The organism is Bradyrhizobium sp. S3.2.6, assembly GCF_040546885.1.
In the GTDB taxonomy this organism is placed as follows: Bacteria; Pseudomonadota; Alphaproteobacteria; order Rhizobiales; family Xanthobacteraceae; genus Bradyrhizobium; species Bradyrhizobium cytisi.
In genome coordinates, this window is record NZ_JBEPOS010000033.1 from 15,494 (window position 1) to 34,704 (window position 19,211).

A 19,211-nucleotide genomic window follows, 5' to 3' on the forward strand; every position below is an offset into this window, starting at 1 on the left:
AAAATGATGCATGAGCGAACTGGCATGAGGGCTACAACTCGACGGTCACCCTCAAGATTACTTATTCCAAACGGGGAAAGCGCGGAAGTGGATAATATCAAATCGATGACTCTACAGGAGCTGCGCTCTGCAGTCACTGGCGGCAGGGTCTTGGAGATAACTACGACAACGGGCTGTGTCGTCGGATGTTCTTATTGCTCGCAGGACAGGTTTGCCCAACGGCAAAGAGCGATATCCGACGTGAAGCATCTTTCTCTGCAAGATTTCAAGCGATGCCTGGCGCACGTACCAGTAGCTGTCGACATTAGCTTTTCCGGGTTTTCGCAGCCTTGGCTCAATCCGGCTTGCACCGAAATGGTTAAGCATGCCTACGGATGTGGCCATGGAATCCGGATTTTCACAACCCTTGCCGGAATGAATGGGCAGGATCTAAGACGCTTACGTGCGCTGCAGTTCCGCGTTTTCCTGGTGCAGGTTGTTGATGACGGCACGTCCATGGATAGTGGTCTCGTCACGCGCAACTATGTCGATTTGATGCGCCAACTTGTCGACGCCGACATTTCATCACTGCTCTTCATAGTCATGGGCGAGGTTCATCCCGAACTTGTCGGCATCATTCCTGACGAAGCGCTGGTCCGCTTGCGTCCGCCGCGCAGGAGAGCTGGCAGCGGCGAGCTCGAGATGGCTGAAGCACGACAGCCGATCGTTGGAACACTAACATGTCCCGACGAACGGCAATATCGTAATGTTCTTCTCCCAAACGGCGATGTTACTTTCTGCTGCATGGATTTTGAGCGACGACACGTCTTGGGCAACCTCCTCCGCGACAGGTACGAGGATCTCTTCGAAGGGGCGACTTTTCGCAACATTGCCGATCGCATGAACGGAACGGACGGCTTTCTGCTTTGTCGATCGTGTGAATTCGCTGAACCAATAACGTCCGAGAGCTGATCTTTGAGAGCAGTTTGGCCGCTGCCTGATCGAAGCGAATCGCGAGTCCTGGCGAAGCTCGGCCCTGCAGCTCATCATTACATCAGCCGCGGGGACAACCCTCCGATGAACGCAGGGTCGCCATGGACTGGAGTAGCATTTTGTTGGTCGCCGGTCTGCTTGGGGTCGCCTGGGCTACCCGGCGGAATCTGATTGTTATTTCCGTGCCACGCCCTTGTCTTGCCAGGCCCTGGAGAACCCCATCATTCTTCTGAGGCGAATGCCGCTCTCTCTCGAACTCAAAAGGCGGCGTCTTGGCATGACCGCGAGTCCGTGGTTCTCAAGAATCACGGCCGATATGGTGTCATTCCTGCGGAGCTCGCGACTTTGTGTCTTGCGCCGTTCGCGCATACCAGAGCTTGAGACCATCTTACTATGCGCATGATCGGGAGGACGTGGCGCCAAAACCGGACGCTAAAGTGAACATGGATCAACTTGCGCCCGGCAAGCCTGGCATCTGCGGAAAAGCGGCGTCCGCCGCGCCGCTGCTTGGCCGGCGTGTCCTGCCGTCATTTCCCTTGCTAGGCTGTTAACGAACGATTCCATGATCCGCCAGCGCAGCGCACCGCACCGCGCGTGCTGCAACTGAGCACGAAAGCTCAGAACTGCGGATCTTGTGCTCACGATAAGGACCCGAGCTTGACGCGGCCGGGGACTGCGACCGGGCGTGCCCAGCGGCTCCGCGTCGGCGATGAATGTTAAACGGAGGACAAAGGAACCGCGACTTTCGAGGCGGTTTTGACCTCTCTGCAGGACCGTTCTCAAAGCGCCCTGAACACTCACACGCCGTCGGCAGCTCCCCTCAAGTCCGCGTCCGAACCGATCCCGGCATGACGATCCTTCGCTGGCTCATTCAGGAGCCCGGCGAGCCTGAGGCCTTCAAGGACTCCTTCGAACCGCTGTTCGCGAATGATTGCGGCGAGCAGCAAAACGGCCTCCTCCCGGTGGACGGTGAAGCAGACGTCAGGCGCTTGCTGAACCAAGAAGTCCAGCAAGTCCGGAAGGTCAACAACGTGGTGGCGTAAGGTCGAGACCGCATCATTGGCGAGATAGGTCGCCAAATCCGCATTCACCGGCGGATCAAAGTCCAAGTCGACCTCGGCGCGCTTCTCGATCGCCTGTCGGATCAACTCGCCCTGCTGTCTTGCATTCATCGAGAGCATGAACACCGCATCCGCGAGCTCCTCGCGCGGCAAGCTTCTCAGTTCGGCTATGCATGCCTGGATGTCGCCAACCGAACTCTCACGGCCTACCTCTGCTCGCCGCGCGTTAGCGGCTGCCCTGCTCTTTTGTACTCGAATCATCATAATGCTCTCCAGCCGACGATATATCCCCGCGATACAATGCGTTGCGCCCTTGTTTTGGATCCGCTCGCTTTGGCTATCTTCGGGAAGATTATGGGGGGAAGCTGGGAAGCTGCGGTTGTCCACCATGCAAGGGCCTGCCCGTGGCCCCGATTGAATGTGCCCGGGTTGAAATCTCGAATCCCGCGCACCTCGTTGCATCGCGACAACGCCGCATCCTGCCAAAGCCAGGCCCTCCCCTGAAGCTTCAACCAAACTTGAATAGCACACCGTAACCGCCCCGTGGGTAGCTCCACTTGATATCACCGCTTTCTTCGCAAATCACCCGGCAGGTGCCGCACTCGAGACACCCGTCGACTGTAACCTCAACATGACCTTTATCGTTGAGATCGTAGCACCGTGCTGGGCAAGCCTTCAGCATCGATAGCAGCTGCGACGATGGCGTGGTGTGCGGCCGCACCTTGATATGGGCGCGGCCGGAATCAACAAGATAACGGTTGTAGAATAGTTTGTCCTCGACACGTTGGGATGGCTCGCTCGGCATTGATTCTGGCTCCGTCAATCGTTGTCTTTGCTTCGTGATCAGCGCCAGGCCCGGGCAATGCGGAGGGCATCGCTGAACAGTCCACTCCACGATCGCGCCTTGATGAACGAGTTCAGCATCAGCTTCTCTTTCTCGAGCTTTGGTGTACCGTCGACGCGCAGGTAATCCTGCATCGCCTTCGAGAAGAGCTGCGGATATGTGAGAAAGAAGTTCTGCGAGTGGGTATGCAACAGTGCCGGCATATCCTTGTACTTCTTCAGGTCCTTGATGACGAAGGAGTCATTCAGCATTTTTTTGTAAAGCGAAAGATTTTTCGCCGTCATCGGATCATTTCGCGATCTGATAAGACAGATCGCTTCCGCCGCGATACGGCCCGACGTCATCGCCAGATTGGACCCCTCGCGATGGATGGCGTTGTTGAGCTGGGCGGCGTCCCCGACGACGACCCAGCCCTCACCACAAAGCTGCGGGATCGCCTTGTACCCACCTTCGGGGATCAAGTGCGCGGAATATTCCTTTACTTCCGAACCCTCGATCAGCGGCGCGACGGAGGGGTGACGCTTGAAAGCCTCGAGCAAGCCGTAGGGCGTCTCGCCGGTACGCTGGAAGTCGGCAACAAGACAGCCAATACCGAGCGAGATACATTCCTTGTTCGAATAGATGAAGCCCATGCCGGTCATGCCGCGGGAGATGGTTCCGGCAGCTTCGATGACGAGCCCCTCGTCGCCTTTGAGACTGAAGCGAGCATCGATTGTCTCGCGCGACAGGAAATGCATCTCCTTGACCGCGAGTGCCACCTTATCCGGTTTCAGTCGCCCTCTTAACCCCGCACCCGTCCCGAGCACTCCGTTCACCCCCTCGGCCAGCACGACGACATCTGCATGGATTTCACCGCCATCGCGGTCTGTGCGCACCCCGACCACCCGCCCATGTGAATCCTGGAGGAGCTCGGTCACCGTGGTCTCGCACAGGACCGTGGCGCCGGCCTCGCGGACCTTCTGCGAGAACCATTTATCGAACTGAGCGCGGATGATGGTGTAGCGGTTCGGCTTCTCCTCATTGAAATCATCGGAGCGATAGTGAAGCCCCGTGTGCGAACGCTCGTCCATGATCCAGAAGCGCTGCTCGACCAGATGCCGCTCAAGCGGTGCATCTTCGCGGAAATCAGGGATCAGCTTCTCCAGCATATCGGCATAGAGGATGGCCCCTTGCACGTTCTTCGACCCCGAATACTCGCCGCGCTCCAGCTGCAGCACTTTCAGGCCGCGCTCGGCCATGGTAAGCGCCGCTGCATTCCCGCCCATGCCAGCACCGACGACGATCGCGTCGAATTTTTCCTCGATCATAACAAGCTCCCTAGCCGGCGATGCGGTCGTGCGAGTGCGGCGACAGCCGCGCGCGGAATGCAGAGGTCAATGCCGGCAACAGTCGAATGGCGTCGGTGACGATACCGATATGGGCGAAGTCGAAGATCGGGGCGTTCTTGTCGGTATTGATGGCAACGATGAGGTCGCCACCCTCCACTCCGACGCGATGCTGGATCGCCCCGGAAATACCGGCCGCGATATAAAGCTTTGGCCTAATGGTTTTCCCAGTCTGGCCGATTTGTCGGTCCGAGGTGACCCAGCCCTTCTGGACGAGCGGCCGCGAACAGCCATACTCGGCGCCAAGCACGTCGGCGAGCTGCTGTACCAGTTGGAAGTTCTCAGGCGATCCCAGACCGAGCCCTCCAGCGACGACCACGTCCGCATAGGCAAGGTTGGACTTTTTAGAATCGCGGTCCGGCAGGAACGAGAGGACTTTTGTGACGATATCTTCTTCTACAAGCCCGAGCGGATGCGAGATGACGCGCCAGACGGCGCCCGTCACGCGCTCGGGGGTCGGCATCACGCGTGGGCGGACGGTTGCCATCTGTGGACGATAGTTGAGTGTGTAGATCGTGCACAACAGTGAACCGCCAAACGTCGGCCGCGTCGCTGCAAGCGAGCCGTCGGGATCGACATCGAGCTCGGTGCAATCGGCAGTTAGGCCGGTGAGCAGTGTGGTGGCCACTGAGCCGGCGAGATCCCGGCCGAGTGTAGTTGCCCCTAGGAGTAGGATTTCCGGCTTGTACGTATTGACCAGCTCTGACAGCGCCTTGGTATAGGACTCATTGCGATAGTCGGCCAAGAGATGGTCCGCGACGATATAGGCGAGGTCGGCGCCGTAGCAGAAGGATTCGGCGACTGCCTGCTCCGTTGTCTCCCCGACCGGGCCGATGACAACCGCGGCGAGGTCGACGTTGAGCTTGTCGGCGAGCCGGCGGCCGGCACCCATCAGCTCCCAGGAGACGGGGTGCACAACCCCGCGTTCCTGCTCGATGAAGACCCAGACGTGCTTATACGCCTTAAATCGTTCGGGCAGCTCCCTCTTGGTCGCTGCGCGACCACCACCCGCGGCCGGCGCTGCGCCTTTGGGTCCGGTGCTCATCATCTGTACTCCCATCCGTTGTTCAGTAGTGGCTCGCCAGCGCAGCGCGCTCCGCCCCCAGCTTTGAATTCGCGCTTGAGGATTGCTTCAGTCAAAAGTTCGGCCGGGTGCCCGCCGCCATTCAGTCAGCACCGCCTGGCAGCAGCGCTGGGCCGAGACAGACATTGCTCGAAGTGTCGACGACCACGGAATCACGCGTTTCGGGTTCTCCGCGCCGGTCACGCGAGCCGATCGATTGGTCCGCTCATCTTCGAGATGCAACCGAGCTGGAACGGATCGAGGATGTGGCAGAGGCTCGGCTGATATCATTATCCGCCACGTGCTTTTCGGTGAAAACGCGATCCATTGCTCCGAATGCCCTCGAGATCTCGCCGATTGCAGCGACAAGCCCGCAACTCTTGCCGAGAGCACGAGCGCCGGGGTCAAGCCGCCCGTCAACGGCGCCGCGCGACCGGCGCTGGAGAGCAAGGACTGCCCCCGCGAAACATCGGCCATAGCTCGGCCAACGGGGGTGATTTCGTCGACGAACCTTTGGCGCGGATCGCGCCCAGCGTTCAGCTCAGCCAGGCCGGAATATGCGGCCATCGCGTTGGCGTCGCGACGCATCATGGTGCAGACAGGCAGCGCGCGCGAACCTGCGCGACGTCAAAAACACAATCGATGCGGACCAAGATGTGCATGCGCTTCTCCAGACTGGCTGAGCATATGTCAGCAATTGTCGTACCAATTGCGTAGGCGATTAAAATTGGGCGCTAATACAGACTCTTACGGAAGGAAATTGGTTGGCAGCCTCTCACGACGATCGGAACATTCGAGAACCGAGTCGAGGAGTGTCCGGAATGCGACAGAAGACAGTCATCCGAATCTGGTGCGCTTTCCCCGCCGAATGTGCGCTTCCCGCTATCAGCGTACCATTGCAGGAGATAGGTGCGCCATGGGCAGCAGCTTGAAAGGATGGACAAACCAGCGCTCAGTCGTGATTGGCCCTTAAGGAGAGCGGAGTAAGTGTTAAAGCTGCGGATCCACGAGGCCACTGCAACTTCCGTTTGAATTGCAAGCTGGAGCTGTCAGCTCCGAACCATCACGGTCCAGAGCACGAGATGTAAACTCGAGTCACTCCAAGGAACCGAGCTGGACCAGGGCTGGATGCTTGTTCGGTTGTGGCGCTGCCGCATCCTTGAGGACCTTGAACACGCGCTGTTCGATCGGGGAGGACGTGACGAAGTCGGCATAGGCGCGCTCAAGCGTAGCCTTACAACGCAAGGCGATGTCGGGATCGGATGCACCGGTCAACTCCTCACCCGCAAGATACTGACCCATGCGACGCAGGATGTGAAGCCGCGCCACGTTGATGATTTTCTCGTCGTACTCGACGCCGAGCAGTGCAAAAAACTCCTCTGCCGCCGAGGCCTTCTTCAATTGCGAAAGGATGCCGTCCGTCATCATTCTCAACCTCCATTTAGATCCACGCCCAGAAACCATCCGGGCCGAATGTTTCGACTTGATCGCGCGGCCCTGGCTGACCAACCGATCACGCGCCCTTGACGAGGGAGCCCTCGTGATTGTCGCGTCAGATTGCCACCACGCCGGGGCAACCGGCCCTTTGTGCTCGATGGCATGCTAGCGGACGCGCGCGAGGATGGTTTCGGTTTGCTCGGCGGTGACCGACAGCTGCAACTCGGACAACAGCGAAGTGATTGCGGCAAACCCTGAATGCTAGCCGATCACAATGCGGTGGGAGCGGCCAAGCAATCGCGGGTCCAGCGCTTGGTAGGGCGCTGGTCTTTTAAACGGAATCATCGAGACGACGCAGATGATCCCGCCGTCGTCCGGCCATCCGGCTCTCCCCGCTCTCCTCGCCGAAGCAAAGATCAAAATCATTGCATTCCGTGCAGACCGGCGTAGTACACATCACCAGACCGTCATCTTCGCATAGCATGCGATATAAGAAGCGCTTCCAGCGCATCTTCTTTGAGTTGCGAGCCGCTAACGGCCCGAAATGGCGCGTCAGGAGGCGGGACAATTCGTCCCGCTTCCGCAGACCAAGATCTTCCCACAAGTGATTGGGCTCCATAGCGCGCCGCGCGATCATCGTCGCCAACCAGCCGCCGACCTCGCTATGGGTAGAACGTTGCGCAAGCAGGAGGTCGCGCACCATAATTGTCTCGGCAGGAGCCGATAACGCGGACTGTTCGCGCCAGGTCCACCTTCTGACCGGGCTGGACGGGAAGTATTGCACTAGGAGCGCATTGAGCTCCTGGTTAGTCAAGCCAGCCCGTTCGGGAAGTTGGCCGCCATCCATAGCGGATGCGGCGAGAACGCAGGCGAGCACATGGCGATCGAAATCGTAGTTATCGCTGATGTCGACTTCTGTTGGATGGCGTCCAGTCAGAAGGCCGTAGAGCTTACTTGCATCGCGCAGCTCGGCGACGTGAGCTGCCGATACAGGAGGTGACACCGTATCGGCCACTTTTCTTTGTGTACCAATCATGAAGGTCCCCCCAGCATCTGAGTGGACGATGTCGGCCTTCCCGGGTCGAGAAGGCCGACATCATGAACTATGCCGAAACAGCGGCGAGCTCGGCGGCGGTCTTGCCGACCAAGCTCTCGTCGACGGGCTTGAGGATGCCGTGCTCCATGAGCATATCCTCGAGCTCGTCCATGCTGATCGGCGTCGGAATAGCGCCTTGTCCAGCATTATTGTGGATCTTGGTCGCGAGATTGCGATAGTGATCCGCCTGCTTGGAATCTGGCGCGTATTCCAGCACCGTCATGCGGCGCAGCTCCGCGTGCTGAACGACATTGTCGCGCGGCACGAAGTAGATCAGCCGGCTGCCGAGCTTCTTGGCAAGAGCATCTGCAAGCTCCAGCTCCTTGTCGGTCTGCCGCTCGTTGCAGATCAGGCCGCCGAGGCGCACGCCGCCGGAATTCGCATATTTCAGAATACCCTTGGAGATGTTGTTGGCGGCATACATCGCCATCATCTCGCCGGACATCACGATGTAGATTTCCTGCGCCTTGTTCTCGCGGATAGGCATCGCGAAGCCGCCGCAGACGACGTCGCCGAGCACGTCGTAAGAGACGTAGTCGATGCCCTCATAGGCGCCATTCTCCTCCAGAAAGTTAATGGAAGTGATCACGCCTCTTCCGGCGCACCCGACCCCTGGCTCCGGACCGCCGGACTCGACGCATCGAATGTCCTTGTAGCCGAGCTTGATGACGTCCTCGATTTCGAGGTCCTCGACGCTGCCGGCACTCGCCGCCAGGCTCAGAATGGTGTCCTGCGCTTTGGCGTGCAGGATGAGGCGGGTCGAGTCTGCTTTGGGATCACAACCGACGATCAGAATCTTTTGGCCCAGCTCAGCAAGGGCCGCTAGCGTATTTTGCGACGTCGTCGATTTACCGATGCCACCCTTGCCATAAAACGCGATTTGTCTCAGCGAAGACATGTTGCTCTCCATCAACCGATTGCCAACTTTTTCGCGCCGAACGCGCGAGGCTATTTCTCTCTCAGAAACGTGGGCACACGGGTTTCGGGAAGGAGGCCATCGCTCGCCATCGGCGTCGGCATGCCCTCAGCCCTCACTCGTTGTTGCTGCATCCATTTAGCAACTGGCGTGCCATTTCGTTCGCAGGTGCGTCAAGCGCCTGAGCATGCTGGACTAATCGCGCGGCGTGCGAGACCGGATGCCGTTGCGGACGCGACAGCGGCAACGGCTTTGACAGAGACCGGACAAAGCCCTTTTGACAGAAACCGGACAAAACCCTGGCGCATTGATTCCATTACGAGCGCCCGGCGACAGGGCGCGGAACGGGGAATGCCGGGCCTTAGCCCGAGGCGATTGAGGAGATCGTACGGTGCAGATCGGGTTCGAGGACACCGCCATCATCAGAGGCGAATGTTTCATGACCGGCACGGTGGGTACTTGCCGTCAGAGCGGGTGGCATATCGCTTGCTTTGCTAGGCCCGGAACGCAGTTTCCGCGTGACGCGATGTTGTAGTGAGGACAATATGTCTGGAATTGGCAGTAAGTTGCCGCCGTTCGAAATCACAGGCGTGAAGCCCGGCTTTCACCTGCCAGAGGAGAACGGGCAGAGCGCCTTTGAGACGCTGACTGAGACGAGCTTTCCCGGCAAATGGAAAGTCATCTTCTTTTACCCGAAGGATTTCACATTCGTCTGCCCAACCGAAATCGCTGAGTTTGCCCGCCTATCCAAGGATTTCGCCGATCGCGATGCAGTCGTACTTGGTGGCTCGACCGATAACGAGTTCTGCAAGCTCGCCTGGCGGCGTGAGCACAAGGACCTGCACCGTCTATCGATCTGGCAGTTTGCCGACACCAAGGGCGCACTGGTCGATGGCCTTGGAGTGCGCTCGCGTGATGGCATCGCGCATCGCTACACCTTCATCGTCGATCCTGAAAATACGATCCAGCATGTCTATGCGACAAGCCTCAATGTCGGCCGCAGCCCACAGGACACGTTACGCGTTCTGGATGCGATCCAGACTGATGAGCTCTGCCCTTGCAACCGGGAGATCGGCGGCGACACGCTTAAACTTGCCTGAGGCAACATGTCGATCGTGCAGTTGGAGAAGCAGCTCCCGCATTCAAAGGACGTCAGACTCGGTACCGTCTAACGTGGAGGCCATTTCCTGGATCCGCTACCCGGCAGAACCACATCGAACCGGCCGTCGCCCGAGCTGGCGCATGGCTGCCGTCATCGACGCGACTGTTTGTGGCGATGCGGCAACCCAACAGTTGGGCGAGCAGGCCCATGAGCATCGTTGGAAGCCCAATCATCCAGATCAGCTTCCGCCGAATGTCTTCAGCTCGTACTTCAGGAACCTGCGAATTGAGTCCGGCCGACAAGTCGGTGAGCACCGGCGCAACTCAATCCCCTCATTCAGAATGAGCCGATCCGCCTGCCCAGCTCGAAGGTGTCCGCCGTCACATCAGGAGCATCCAGGGCTGGGAAGCCACCGAGCCGGTCACGCTCGCGACGCAGTCCTTCACCAAGTAACTGATATGGGAGGATCTCGTCGACCGCGCAGATTTGCTCAAGAGCAATCCCGTCGTGCGTGACCTGATCGATACCCCGACCCACAGCTCCGATGGGTCCCGGGCGAGCTTCATCGATGCGCGGACCATCGACGATATCGTCGACCCGATCGAACCGTTCGCGCCGCTGTCGGCCGATTCCTCGCAGATCGCTGCCGTCGTCGCTACCCAGCGCGGCGCGGGCTGTTCGGCCGGCCCGGCGGGGGCAAGAGTCAGACTATCGCCAACGCCATCACCACAGCCTTGCACACGAGAAGACGGTGCTGCACGTCGCCGCGAATGCCTCCTTCAATATAGCGTTGATGACCTGGCTGTCCTTATACGGGCGGTTTGGCGCCCGATGGGTCACGAACAGCGTGCGCGTGGTCATTGAGGTTCGCTCCTCCCGTGGATACCGGATGATCGCTTTACCACAGGGTTACGCACCGAGCGATTTCGGCCAAGAAGCTTGCGCTCCGCCTGCCATCACATGCGTGGCACAAGATCACGTGGCGTGAGGGTACGGCAGAGCGGTTGTCGTCGCGCTTCCCCCGTGTGCGCGTCCGTCCGGCACATCGAGATCGGTGGCGCGCCGAAAGCCGGCCGGAGGAAATGGCTGCCGATCGAGGGGCCGGCAGGCGAAGAGGCGCCGACCAAATATTAGTTGTCAACGCTTCCGGCGAACATTGGCTTCCGTCAGCTCGTCGATGCCGTCAAGCTGCGCTGGCGCATTGAGCGCGACTACCACGAACTCAAACAGGAAGTTGGCCTTGGCCACTTCGAGGGGCGAAGCTGGCGTGGCTTCCACCATCACGCAACACCGTGCATTGCCGCCTACGGAATCTGGGCTCCGTGAGCGATAAACGATTCCCCCTCAGAAACAGCCTCCACCAAGCTGTTCAAGGAAGCTGCAATTCCGAAACTTATCGACCGAGGGATCCGCCATTGCGGCCTAAGCGACCTCCCAAAATTCGATCGCCACCGTTCGGAGCGGATGGAACGCGGCTCTCGTGTCCACACTATTTCGATACCCTTATTGCATCAGACCAATCTGACGTCGAAGTCGGTGCAAATTATGACGCAGTAGGAGTGATCGCTACGGATGACGCCGGGGCATTGTTTAATTATGGACAGCCGAAAGAGCGCCACGCCGATGGGGTCATCCGCACCACAGAGCTGTCGCTAACGGATCCGAAACGGACCTTCGAGAGAGATTAAACATTCGATCACATGATTTGGTCCATGGCTGACATCTCAAAGACGAATTCTCCCTGATGGTTATGATCGCATTTGACGAGGTGTGACTTGCCGCGCGTCTGCTGCAGAAAAGCCATTCTACGACGCCATAGGGAACAACGCGTTTGTTGATTGCTAGAGGTGATTGCCGACAAGGCGGTTCGCCGGCTGAACGATATCAACGTTATCCTGGACCACATTGGCGAAGTGGGCCCATTCTCGACAACCTAATTCGCGTTACCGAGAAATCTACGTTATTCTGGCACCTTGTCCTACACTGTTTCGGCGGAGTGCACTCCAAGCAGCTCGCCAACTCGCGTATCGCGATCATGAGAAATATTGCGAAGCCACTCACGGCGCAGAGGGAGAGTGAGCCATCAGCCGAGTTGAGTGCAATGCCGTGGCATCCACTGCGAAGAAATTTGCGCTCCAGCGAACAGGCAATCGTTCACTGCCCGCCCGAGTTGGACCGTCGGTAGGACGCCGTGCGTCAGACGTTTCGATGGATGAGGGTCCTTAAGCGTGTAACAGTGAGCCAGGCGAAAGTTGAGACGGCGTTGTAATTGCCGCTCGGTCTGTCGTTTGCTGCAAGTTGCCATTCTGCCAGTCGGCGCCAAGTTATGGTGCGCTTTCGTGCGCAATGTCGTGTTCACGACATGCCGGGGTTGACCTTTGGCCAGAACGTGCGCCCCACGTTTTGTTCTGCGTCCAGTTGGCGCGTAGCGTGGCCGTGCGCAGGCCGCCAGCAGTTGGCCCGGTCTTTGCTCAGCTGCTTGCCAAACGGTGTGCGGTTTCCCGCTTTTGTCGGGATTGTCTGTTACAGAACGTGGCTCTCAGTGGAACGAAAAGGCGATGCGATGAAGAACTGGAGTTCGGTAACCGCCGAGGTGCGAAGCACCGCGGCCGGTGCCTTCGATTTGATGACGCGCACCGCACTGGCTGTCGAAACGTATGATAGCGCGGATGGTAACCTTCGGTACGTTCCTGGAGAAGGGAGCGTGCTTGCCCGGGACACAGTCAGGTCGGATCGACCAGCCAGCTTCACGCTTCAGAACGGCCTGCAGGTCGTGGTGATTGCGGATCATCGGACGCCCGTTGCGACTCAGATGATCTGGTATAAGGTCGGCTCCGCCGACGAGCCACCCGGCAAATCGGGGCTTGCGCATTTCCTCGAACACCTGATGTTCAAGGGCACATCCAAACATCCGGCGGGTGAATTCTCCCAGACCGTGCAGCGCTGCGGCGGCTACCAGAACGGCTTCACCGGGACCGACTATACCGCCTATTTCCAGCAGGTGCCGCGCGAGCAGCTCGGTAAGATGATGGAATTTGAAGCCGACCGCATGACCGGTCTCATCCTCAAAGAGGAGAACGTGCTGTCGGAGCGCGACGTGGTGCTGGAGGAACTCAATAGGCGGGTCGCCAACGAGCCGGATGCGCAGCTCGCCGAGCAGATGATGGCGGCTCTTTACCTCAACCATCCCTACGGCCGCCCTTTAATCGGCTGGCGTCAGGAAATCGAAAAGTTCGACCGCGAGGACGCGCTCGCCTTCTACAAGCGTTTTTACGCGCCGAACAACGCCATCCTGATCATCGCCGGTGACGTCGACGCAAATGCGATCCGCCCGATGGTAGAGAAGAATTATGGCCACATCCCCCCGCAACCATCAATTCCCGCGGAACGCCTGCGACCGCAGGAGCCGACGCCGGCCGCGCCGCGTACCGTGACGCTGACCGATCCCCGCGTCGAGCAGCCAGCCTTGCGCCGTTATTATCTCGTGCCGTCGGCTCACCCCGCGGCCGCCGGCGAGAGTCCAGTTCTTGATGTGCTCGCGCAATTGATGGGTGGCGGCGCCAACTCACATCTTTATCGCGCGCTGGTAATCGACAAGCAGATTGCGATCACGGCGGAGACAATCTACGAGCGTACCTCGCTCGATCCTACGCAATTCGAGATTTATGCGACCCCGAAACCCGGCGTCGGATTCGGGGAGATTGAGTGCGCCATCGACGAGGTGATAGCCGATATTGCGCACAGTTGCGCGCGCGCCGAGGATCTCGAGCGGGTCAAGACGCAGCTGATCGCGCAAGCAACCTACGCCCAGGACAGCCAAACAAAGCTTGCAGTCTGGTATGGTGGCGGGCTCACGACTGGGCTCAGCATCGACGAAATCCGAGGCTGGCAGGACGGCATCCGCGCCGTCACCGCCGACCAGGTGCGCGCGGCCGCTGGGAAATGGCTCGACAAGAAGCGCTCCGTGACCGGCTATCTTATGAAAGAGTCAAAGCGGAACCACCAGGAGAAGCGATCATGACCTATTCCTTCACACGTCGTGCGGTCTTCGCTGGCGGAGCCTCGCGCTCGACCGCGATGCTCGCCTCGCCACGTTCACTTTCCGCGGCCGGAACGCGTGGCCCGACCAAGATCCAGCGCCTAGTGTCATCTTGCGGTATAGTAGCCTGGTTCGTGCAGGACGCCACTGTCCCGTTGATTGCGATGGATTACGCATTCGGCGGCGGCGCGACCCAAGACCCCGCCGATAAACCCGGCGTCGGCTACATGGTTTCTGACCTACTCGGTGAAGGCTCCGGCGATCTGGATTCCCAGACCTTTCATGAGCGGCTCGGCCGTCGCGCGATTGAGCTGAACTTTGAATCGACCCGCGATCACTTCCGCGGTGCCTTGTGCACGCTCGAAGACAACAGGGACGAGGCCTTCGACCTGCTACGGATGGCACTAACCTCGCCGCGGTTCGACGCGGCCGATGTCGAACGGATTCGTACCGGCATGCTTGCGAGCCTTCGGCAAGGCTCGACCGATCCCTCGTCCCTCGCCAAGCGCAAATTCCTCGAAGTCGCCTTTAACGATCATCCTTATGCTCGGGAGGCCAGAGGCACGATAGAGAGCGTGCCAAAGATCGAGGTCGCGGATCTCAAGGGCTATGTCCGACGCGTGATAGCAAAAGACACGCTCAAGATCGCGGTGGTCGGCGACGTCGATCCAGAGGCCCTGTGCAAATTGCTCGACAGGACTTTTGGCGGCCTGCCGGCCATGGCGGAGTTGGCGCCGGTGCCCGACGTGGTCGCAGCAACACCGCCGCAGCGCGTCTTCATTCCGCTCGATGTGCCCCAGACCGTTGTGACCTTCGGCGGTCCCGGCGTCCGCCGCAGCGAGCCCGATTTCATGGCGGCCTATGTCGTCAACCACATCCTCGGCGGCCCCGGTCTGACGTCGCGGCTGTTCCGCGAAGTCCGCGAGAAGCGCGGGCTGGCCTATTCGGTCCATGAGCGCTTGGTCTGGATGGATCATTCCGCCATGTTTGTCGGCAATAGCGGCACCCGCGCCGATCGCGCTGACGAGACGGTCGAACAGATCGAGAATCAAGCCCGCCGAATCGCGGAGGAAGGACCGACCCAGCAGGAACTCGACGATGCAAAGTCTTACCTGAGAGGCTCACAGATGCTGGCCCTCAACACTTCCTCGAAGTTTGCGCGAACGCTTCTGCAGCATCAGCTTGATAAGCTGCCGATCGACTATGTCAAACAGCATAACGCCATCGTCGATGCAGTGACGTTGGAGGACGCCAAGAGGGCCGCACAGCGGCTGTGGGGCCAGGGTCTGCTCACCATTATCGTCGGCCGCTCCCCAATGGGCGCAGCCCGGTCGACCACCGTGCCATCGGCAGCGACTTCCTGACCAGGCGCCGAGCAGCTAGGCGCCACGGCATCGCCCAAAATACCGGCCAAACCCAATTAACTTTAGGCAACGCCACGCGTAGCTTCGAGCCTCGCTCTCCGCTCCGCCCTGGGGTGAGAACCGGAGAGCGGTTGGCGTGGGCATAGAATCGACGAATAACCTTGTAGCCTTTCGAGAGCGACGGACCGCCCTTAAAGACGACATGCTCGCCGAGCGGTAGCGGGATGTTGGCGGCGAGGCGCGACACGGGCTTGTTCACGTCGTCGAAGGGCTGCAGGTATGGAGCTGCACCATCACGAAAACGCTTGTTCGAAGGGGTCGCTGATCGCGGCAGCGGTTGCCAGGATCTGATAGAAGCTTTCCTCAATGAGCTGCGGCACCTCCAGCGGATGGAATTAGGAGCGTTCGATACCGACGGGTATGTAACGCAGCCTGCCGGCCGCCTTGGAATCGGCAAGGAGGTCGTTAGCGAGGAGCGCAGTCACCAGTCCAGTCATAGGCGGCATCGGCATCTAGAGACCAGGTTCGAATGCTAGAAGGTTGGCTTTCGAGAAGCTGACCTGTACCTCGACACAGAGGACTTGATTCGTTGAAATTGGCCTGATTTGGCACGCCATTTTTGCGCGAGTTTTTTCGGTTGTGAACGACCACATGACGCGCGCGCGGTCGGCACTGCGCCCTTTCTCCGGCGGTCTCAACGACGAGGCCGGGGAAACTGTCGATGCGCTGCTCAAGGCATACGCGCTGCTGGCAAGTCTCGTTGAGCGAGGCGACTACGGCCAAGACGGCCCAGCGCTTGCGCCGATAACCCGTCGTTTGAACGCAACACGTGCTGAAGCTAGCCCCCTAATCAGCTTCGGCGGAGGAAAATTTCGTGCTCCAGGTTTGGCGGCCCAATGCTGGCCGTGTAGTTTACGACGCGGGACAAGGTTTCGTTGTCGGTATCTAAAGTCGTCCGGTCTTTAATCGCGGGCGACAGCAAACCGAACGGCCCAGTGCAGGGCGACGGTTCGGGCAGCATGCAGGATGCGGCATCAACCCGCGCTATGGCTTTACGCGTCAGCGCAGAGGACATTCGGGGTGGCACCTCCCGTTACTGATCGCTTGACCAAAGCGACCCAAAACGAAATCCAGCAATCTCTTGAGTTGCTGGGCTCTTTCGATCGATTTGGTGGCGGGGCCCGAAACGAACGCCAGATCAAAGACCCTCGTTTGTGGTTTCCGTGCTTCCGGGAGCCCAGTGATAATCGGTTCCGAGGGGGCGGACGAAGGTTCTCACCACGGTTTGTTCACGATCATTCACTTGAAGCCGAACCAATTCAGCGCAACGGCCCTGGTCTGAGTCAGGCGTGGATGGACTGATCTTGGCGGACCGCGGGACTTGTCGATGCTAATGGTGACTAGGACCCTGCCCAACGGGTAGTCGTTACCGCGTCGGCCGCCGCCGGCTTGGCATGATGGAACCCTACGTCCGTTTGAGTGGATGGCTATCGCCAGCTCCATCCTCCAGGAACTGGCCCGGCTTTGCTGGCGAATTTCCGGGACAGAGCAGCGCTTCGGCCTTGAAGACCGGAAAGCGCTTTGCTCGATTTGCACGTACTGGCCCGTTTTTGGGTTACGGCCTGTGCGAGCCTGCCGATGGCTGACCGAAAATACTCCGAAGCCTCGCAACTCAACCCGGTGTCATTCGGCTTGCAATATTTGAACGCCGATTGACATGCATCGGGCTTTCCGTCGAATGCACGATGCGGTCGAAATCGTAGAGCTGCTTGGCCACTCCGCGCTTGACCGAGACGACCTTCTTGATGTGCCCCGAGGTCGCCTTGACGTCGACGCCGGCGGTCTCGGTCTCCGTCTGCAGCCGATAGAGCTAAACCGCCTCCTTGACGGTTTCGACCAGTTGGTCCGGCTGCCAGGGCCTGGTGATGTATTGATAGATGCCGGCCTCGTTCAGTCGTGCGATGATGTCCTCGGACTCCGAATAGCCGGAAATGATCATCCGCACCGGATCCGGCCAGAGCTCGCGGACGCGCTTCAGGAAGCTCACGCCGGATTCGTGCGGCATCCGCTGGTCGCAGAGGATCGCGTGGACGATCTCGCCCTCCAGCAGCTTCTCCGCATCGGTCGCATTGCCGACGCAGAGCACCTCGAAATCCTCCCTGAGCACGCGCCGCAGCGCTTCCTGCGAGCGGACCTCGTCGTCGACGACGAGAATGGTTCCCTGATGTTCACGATGGCACCACCATTCCGACAGGCCGATCTGGCGCACGCCGGGGACCGGTGACCAGCGATGGTCAGCGGCGTGCGCGACTTCGGCACCTTGTGGATGAAATTGTAGCGCGCGACGTGGTAGCTCGGATCGAAGCCGTAGAAATTCAGCTTCATCCGCCGCAGCTCCTCGTCGCGGTAGGATTGCAGGGGCTTCTCGGCCTCATCGGCGGCGCGCCGCTGCCGCTTGGCGGCGAGGTGCTTGGCAAAGCCGGCATCCGACGCCATGGTGGCGCCGCGCTGTACGAGGCTTATATCGGCAAGCTCCTCGCCCGATAGCACGCGATCGACGATGCCGAGGCGCCGCGCCTCCGCCACGCCCATCGGGAGCCGGCATTGCGTGATCCGGGTTGCGTTCGCGGCGCCCGCACGGCGCGGCAGCAGATAGGTCCAGTATTCCGAGCCGTAAAGATTGCCATGTCCTTGTAATGCGGATTGAGGACGATCTGGTCGCTTGCCCAGACCTCGTCGGCGGCAAGACTCAGGAAGACGCCGCCCGCACCCGCATTGCCGCGAATGACCGAGACGACCAGGCAGTCGGTGGTCTCGATGATCGCGCGGGCAAGATCGTCGATCGCATTGATGTTGCGCCAGGACTGATCCGCGGGGCTGTCGGCCGCCTCGATTTCTGTAAGATGAATGCCGTTCGACCAATAATCCCGGCCGCCGGTCAGGAGCAGCACCCTGGTCGGGCGCGCCAGCGCCGCGCGATAGGCCTCGAGCAGGGCCTCACAGTCGCCGGTCGCCATGGCGCCGTTGTAGAAGGAGAACGTGAGCTCGCCGACCTCGACATGCTCGCGATACCGGATCGGGGCGTAGCCGCAGCCGGGCCGGTGCGGCAGATGCGCCGCCTCGGCGGCGAAGAGTTTCGCCGCCGGCAGCTTCAGGCTCTTCGGCGCGAGCTTCCTGACATGCCCGATCCAGACCGCACCATCGACCGTGGCGCGCGTCAGCGCGCGGTCGCATTGCGCGACGACGGTGCCGGGCACGCCGGAGATGCCGTGCGCCTCATGCGCATCGAATAGCCTGGCCTCCTGGAAGGACAGGCTGTCGACCAGGCCCGGCATGCCGTCGGCGCTGTCGATCTTGCGCAGCACGTCGCGGTGGTGTCGTGCTGCCAGTCGATCGCCCGGCCGCCTGGCGGCAAGGTCCGCGCACGCGAATGCGCGGGTCGTCCGTGTCCATCGGCTGCGGGGCAGACCGTCCGGATTCGATCGCCGCGACGGCTTCGAGCACCGCCGCAACCGCGCAGGACATCACGTCATTGCGGTAGATGCTGGACTTAGGCGCGCGCCGCATCGGGAAGCTGCGGAACGCCCAGACCGAACCGGCGTCGAACTCGCCATCCGCCTGCAAGACCGTGACGCCCCACTCGCTTGCACCGTCCAGAATCGCCCAGTCGAGCGCCGCCGGACCGCGATCGCCGCGCGGACCGGGATGGACGACCAGGCACCGCAGGCTGCGCCAGACGTCGTTGGGAAATCGCCTGCTTCAGGAACGGCGCGATCACAAGATCCGGCCGATGCAGCGCCACGCTCTCGCGCGTGACCTCGGCATGGATGTCGAGCTCGACCGCGACATCGTGGCCTCGATCCCTGAGCTCGACATGCAGCCGCTGCGTCAGGCTGTTGAAGGAATGCGACAGGAGCAGGATGCGCATGATT

At 60.1% G+C, this 19,211-nt stretch carries 14 protein-coding genes and 4 pseudogenes; 6 read left to right on the forward strand and 12 right to left on the reverse strand.

The window, feature by feature from the left end; genetic code table 11:
- The first annotated feature begins 240 nt into the window (after window positions 1–240).
- Window positions 241–951, forward strand: a complete 711-nt coding sequence (locus ABID58_RS34390; protein ID WP_354037350.1) for an SPASM domain-containing protein — start codon at window positions 241–243, stop codon at window positions 949–951.
- A gap of 818 nt (window positions 952–1,769) precedes the next feature.
- Here the strand turns inward: ABID58_RS34390 and ABID58_RS34395 are convergent.
- The 7 genes from ABID58_RS34395 to nifH form a co-directional block, all read right to left on the reverse strand.
- Complete coding sequence (locus tag ABID58_RS34395; RefSeq protein WP_354037352.1) at window positions 1,770–2,297, reverse strand: hypothetical protein; 528 nt, start codon at window positions 2,295–2,297, stop codon at window positions 1,770–1,772.
- Between the two features lie 244 nt (window positions 2,298–2,541).
- Window positions 2,542–2,838 carry a ferredoxin family protein gene (locus ABID58_RS34400; protein ID WP_148774735.1) on the reverse strand — a complete coding sequence of 99 codons (297 nt, stop codon included), beginning with the start codon at window positions 2,836–2,838 and terminating at the stop codon, window positions 2,542–2,544.
- 38 nt (window positions 2,839–2,876) lie between these two features.
- Entirely contained in the window at window positions 2,877–4,184 is a 1,308-nt protein-coding gene (locus ABID58_RS34405; protein WP_354037353.1) for an FAD-binding protein, read from the reverse strand.
- Window positions 4,185–4,194: 10 nt separating this feature from the next.
- On the reverse strand, window positions 4,195–5,310 hold the full coding sequence (locus ABID58_RS34410) for an electron transfer flavoprotein subunit alpha/FixB family protein (RefSeq protein WP_354037355.1): 1,116 nt from the start codon (window positions 5,308–5,310) through the stop codon (window positions 4,195–4,197).
- A 1,110-nt stretch (window positions 5,311–6,420) separates the two neighbouring features.
- Entirely contained in the window at window positions 6,421–6,753 is a 333-nt protein-coding gene (gene nifW, locus ABID58_RS34415) for a nitrogenase stabilizing/protective protein NifW (RefSeq protein ID WP_085398577.1), read from the reverse strand.
- Window positions 6,754–7,093: 340 nt separating this feature from the next.
- Window positions 7,094–7,798 (reverse strand): nitrogen fixation protein NifQ, encoded by a 705-nt coding sequence (locus ABID58_RS34425; protein ID WP_354037356.1) that lies wholly within the window; start codon window positions 7,796–7,798, stop codon window positions 7,094–7,096.
- A 67-nt stretch (window positions 7,799–7,865) separates the two neighbouring features.
- Window positions 7,866–8,756, reverse strand: a complete 891-nt coding sequence (nifH, locus tag ABID58_RS34430) for a nitrogenase iron protein (protein ID WP_148774729.1) — start codon at window positions 8,754–8,756, stop codon at window positions 7,866–7,868.
- Between the two features lie 563 nt (window positions 8,757–9,319).
- Here nifH and ABID58_RS34435 point away from each other — a divergent pair.
- From ABID58_RS34435 to ABID58_RS34450, 4 genes and pseudogenes are all read left to right on the forward strand, one after another.
- Window positions 9,320–9,874 carry a peroxiredoxin gene (locus tag ABID58_RS34435; protein ID WP_354037358.1) on the forward strand — a complete coding sequence of 185 codons (555 nt, stop codon included), beginning with the start codon at window positions 9,320–9,322 and terminating at the stop codon, window positions 9,872–9,874.
- 916 nt (window positions 9,875–10,790) lie between these two features.
- Window positions 10,791–11,187: pseudogene (locus ABID58_RS34440) on the forward strand (transposase); the annotation flags it as partial.
- Window positions 11,188–12,502: 1,315 nt separating this feature from the next.
- The gene (locus ABID58_RS34445; protein ID WP_354037396.1) at window positions 12,503–13,897 is read left to right on the forward strand and encodes a M16 family metallopeptidase; all 1,395 of its coding nucleotides are present in this window, start codon (window positions 12,503–12,505) and stop codon (window positions 13,895–13,897) included.
- Window positions 13,898–13,953: 56 nt separating this feature from the next.
- Window positions 13,954–15,279 carry a M16 family metallopeptidase gene (locus tag ABID58_RS34450; protein WP_354037360.1) on the forward strand — a complete coding sequence of 442 codons (1,326 nt, stop codon included), beginning with the start codon at window positions 13,954–13,956 and terminating at the stop codon, window positions 15,277–15,279.
- 1,299 nt (window positions 15,280–16,578) lie between these two features.
- Here ABID58_RS34450 and ABID58_RS37460 read toward each other — a convergent pair.
- Both ABID58_RS37460 and ABID58_RS34460 read right to left on the reverse strand, forming a co-directional pair.
- Window positions 16,579–16,950: an HU family DNA-binding protein gene (locus ABID58_RS37460; RefSeq protein ID WP_502916451.1), complete on the reverse strand. Its 372-nt coding sequence runs from the start codon at window positions 16,948–16,950 to the stop codon at window positions 16,579–16,581.
- A gap of 49 nt (window positions 16,951–16,999) precedes the next feature.
- A pseudogene (locus ABID58_RS34460) lies at window positions 17,000–17,533 on the reverse strand (response regulator); the annotation flags it as partial.
- Between the two features lie 26 nt (window positions 17,534–17,559).
- On the opposite strand from ABID58_RS34460, the gene ABID58_RS34465 reads away from it, so the two are divergent.
- Window positions 17,560–17,826 (forward strand): hypothetical protein, encoded by a 267-nt coding sequence (locus ABID58_RS34465; RefSeq protein WP_354037361.1) that lies wholly within the window; start codon window positions 17,560–17,562, stop codon window positions 17,824–17,826.
- Here ABID58_RS34465 and ABID58_RS34470 read toward each other — a convergent pair.
- The 3 genes and pseudogenes from ABID58_RS34470 to ABID58_RS34480 form a co-directional block, all read right to left on the reverse strand.
- Window positions 17,749–18,141, reverse strand: a pseudogene (locus ABID58_RS34470) (hypothetical protein); the annotation flags it as partial. The gene ABID58_RS34465 and the pseudogene ABID58_RS34470 sit on opposite strands and share 78 nt — an antisense overlap.
- Window positions 18,054–18,614: pseudogene (locus tag ABID58_RS34475) on the reverse strand (hydrogenase maturation protein); the annotation flags it as partial. The pseudogenes ABID58_RS34475 and ABID58_RS34470, both read right to left, overlap by 88 nt.
- A 215-nt stretch (window positions 18,615–18,829) precedes the next feature.
- The gene (locus ABID58_RS34480; protein ID WP_283018168.1) at window positions 18,830–19,207 is read right to left on the reverse strand and encodes a formyl transferase; all 378 of its coding nucleotides are present in this window, start codon (window positions 19,205–19,207) and stop codon (window positions 18,830–18,832) included.
- Window positions 19,208–19,211: the final 4 nt, after the last annotated feature.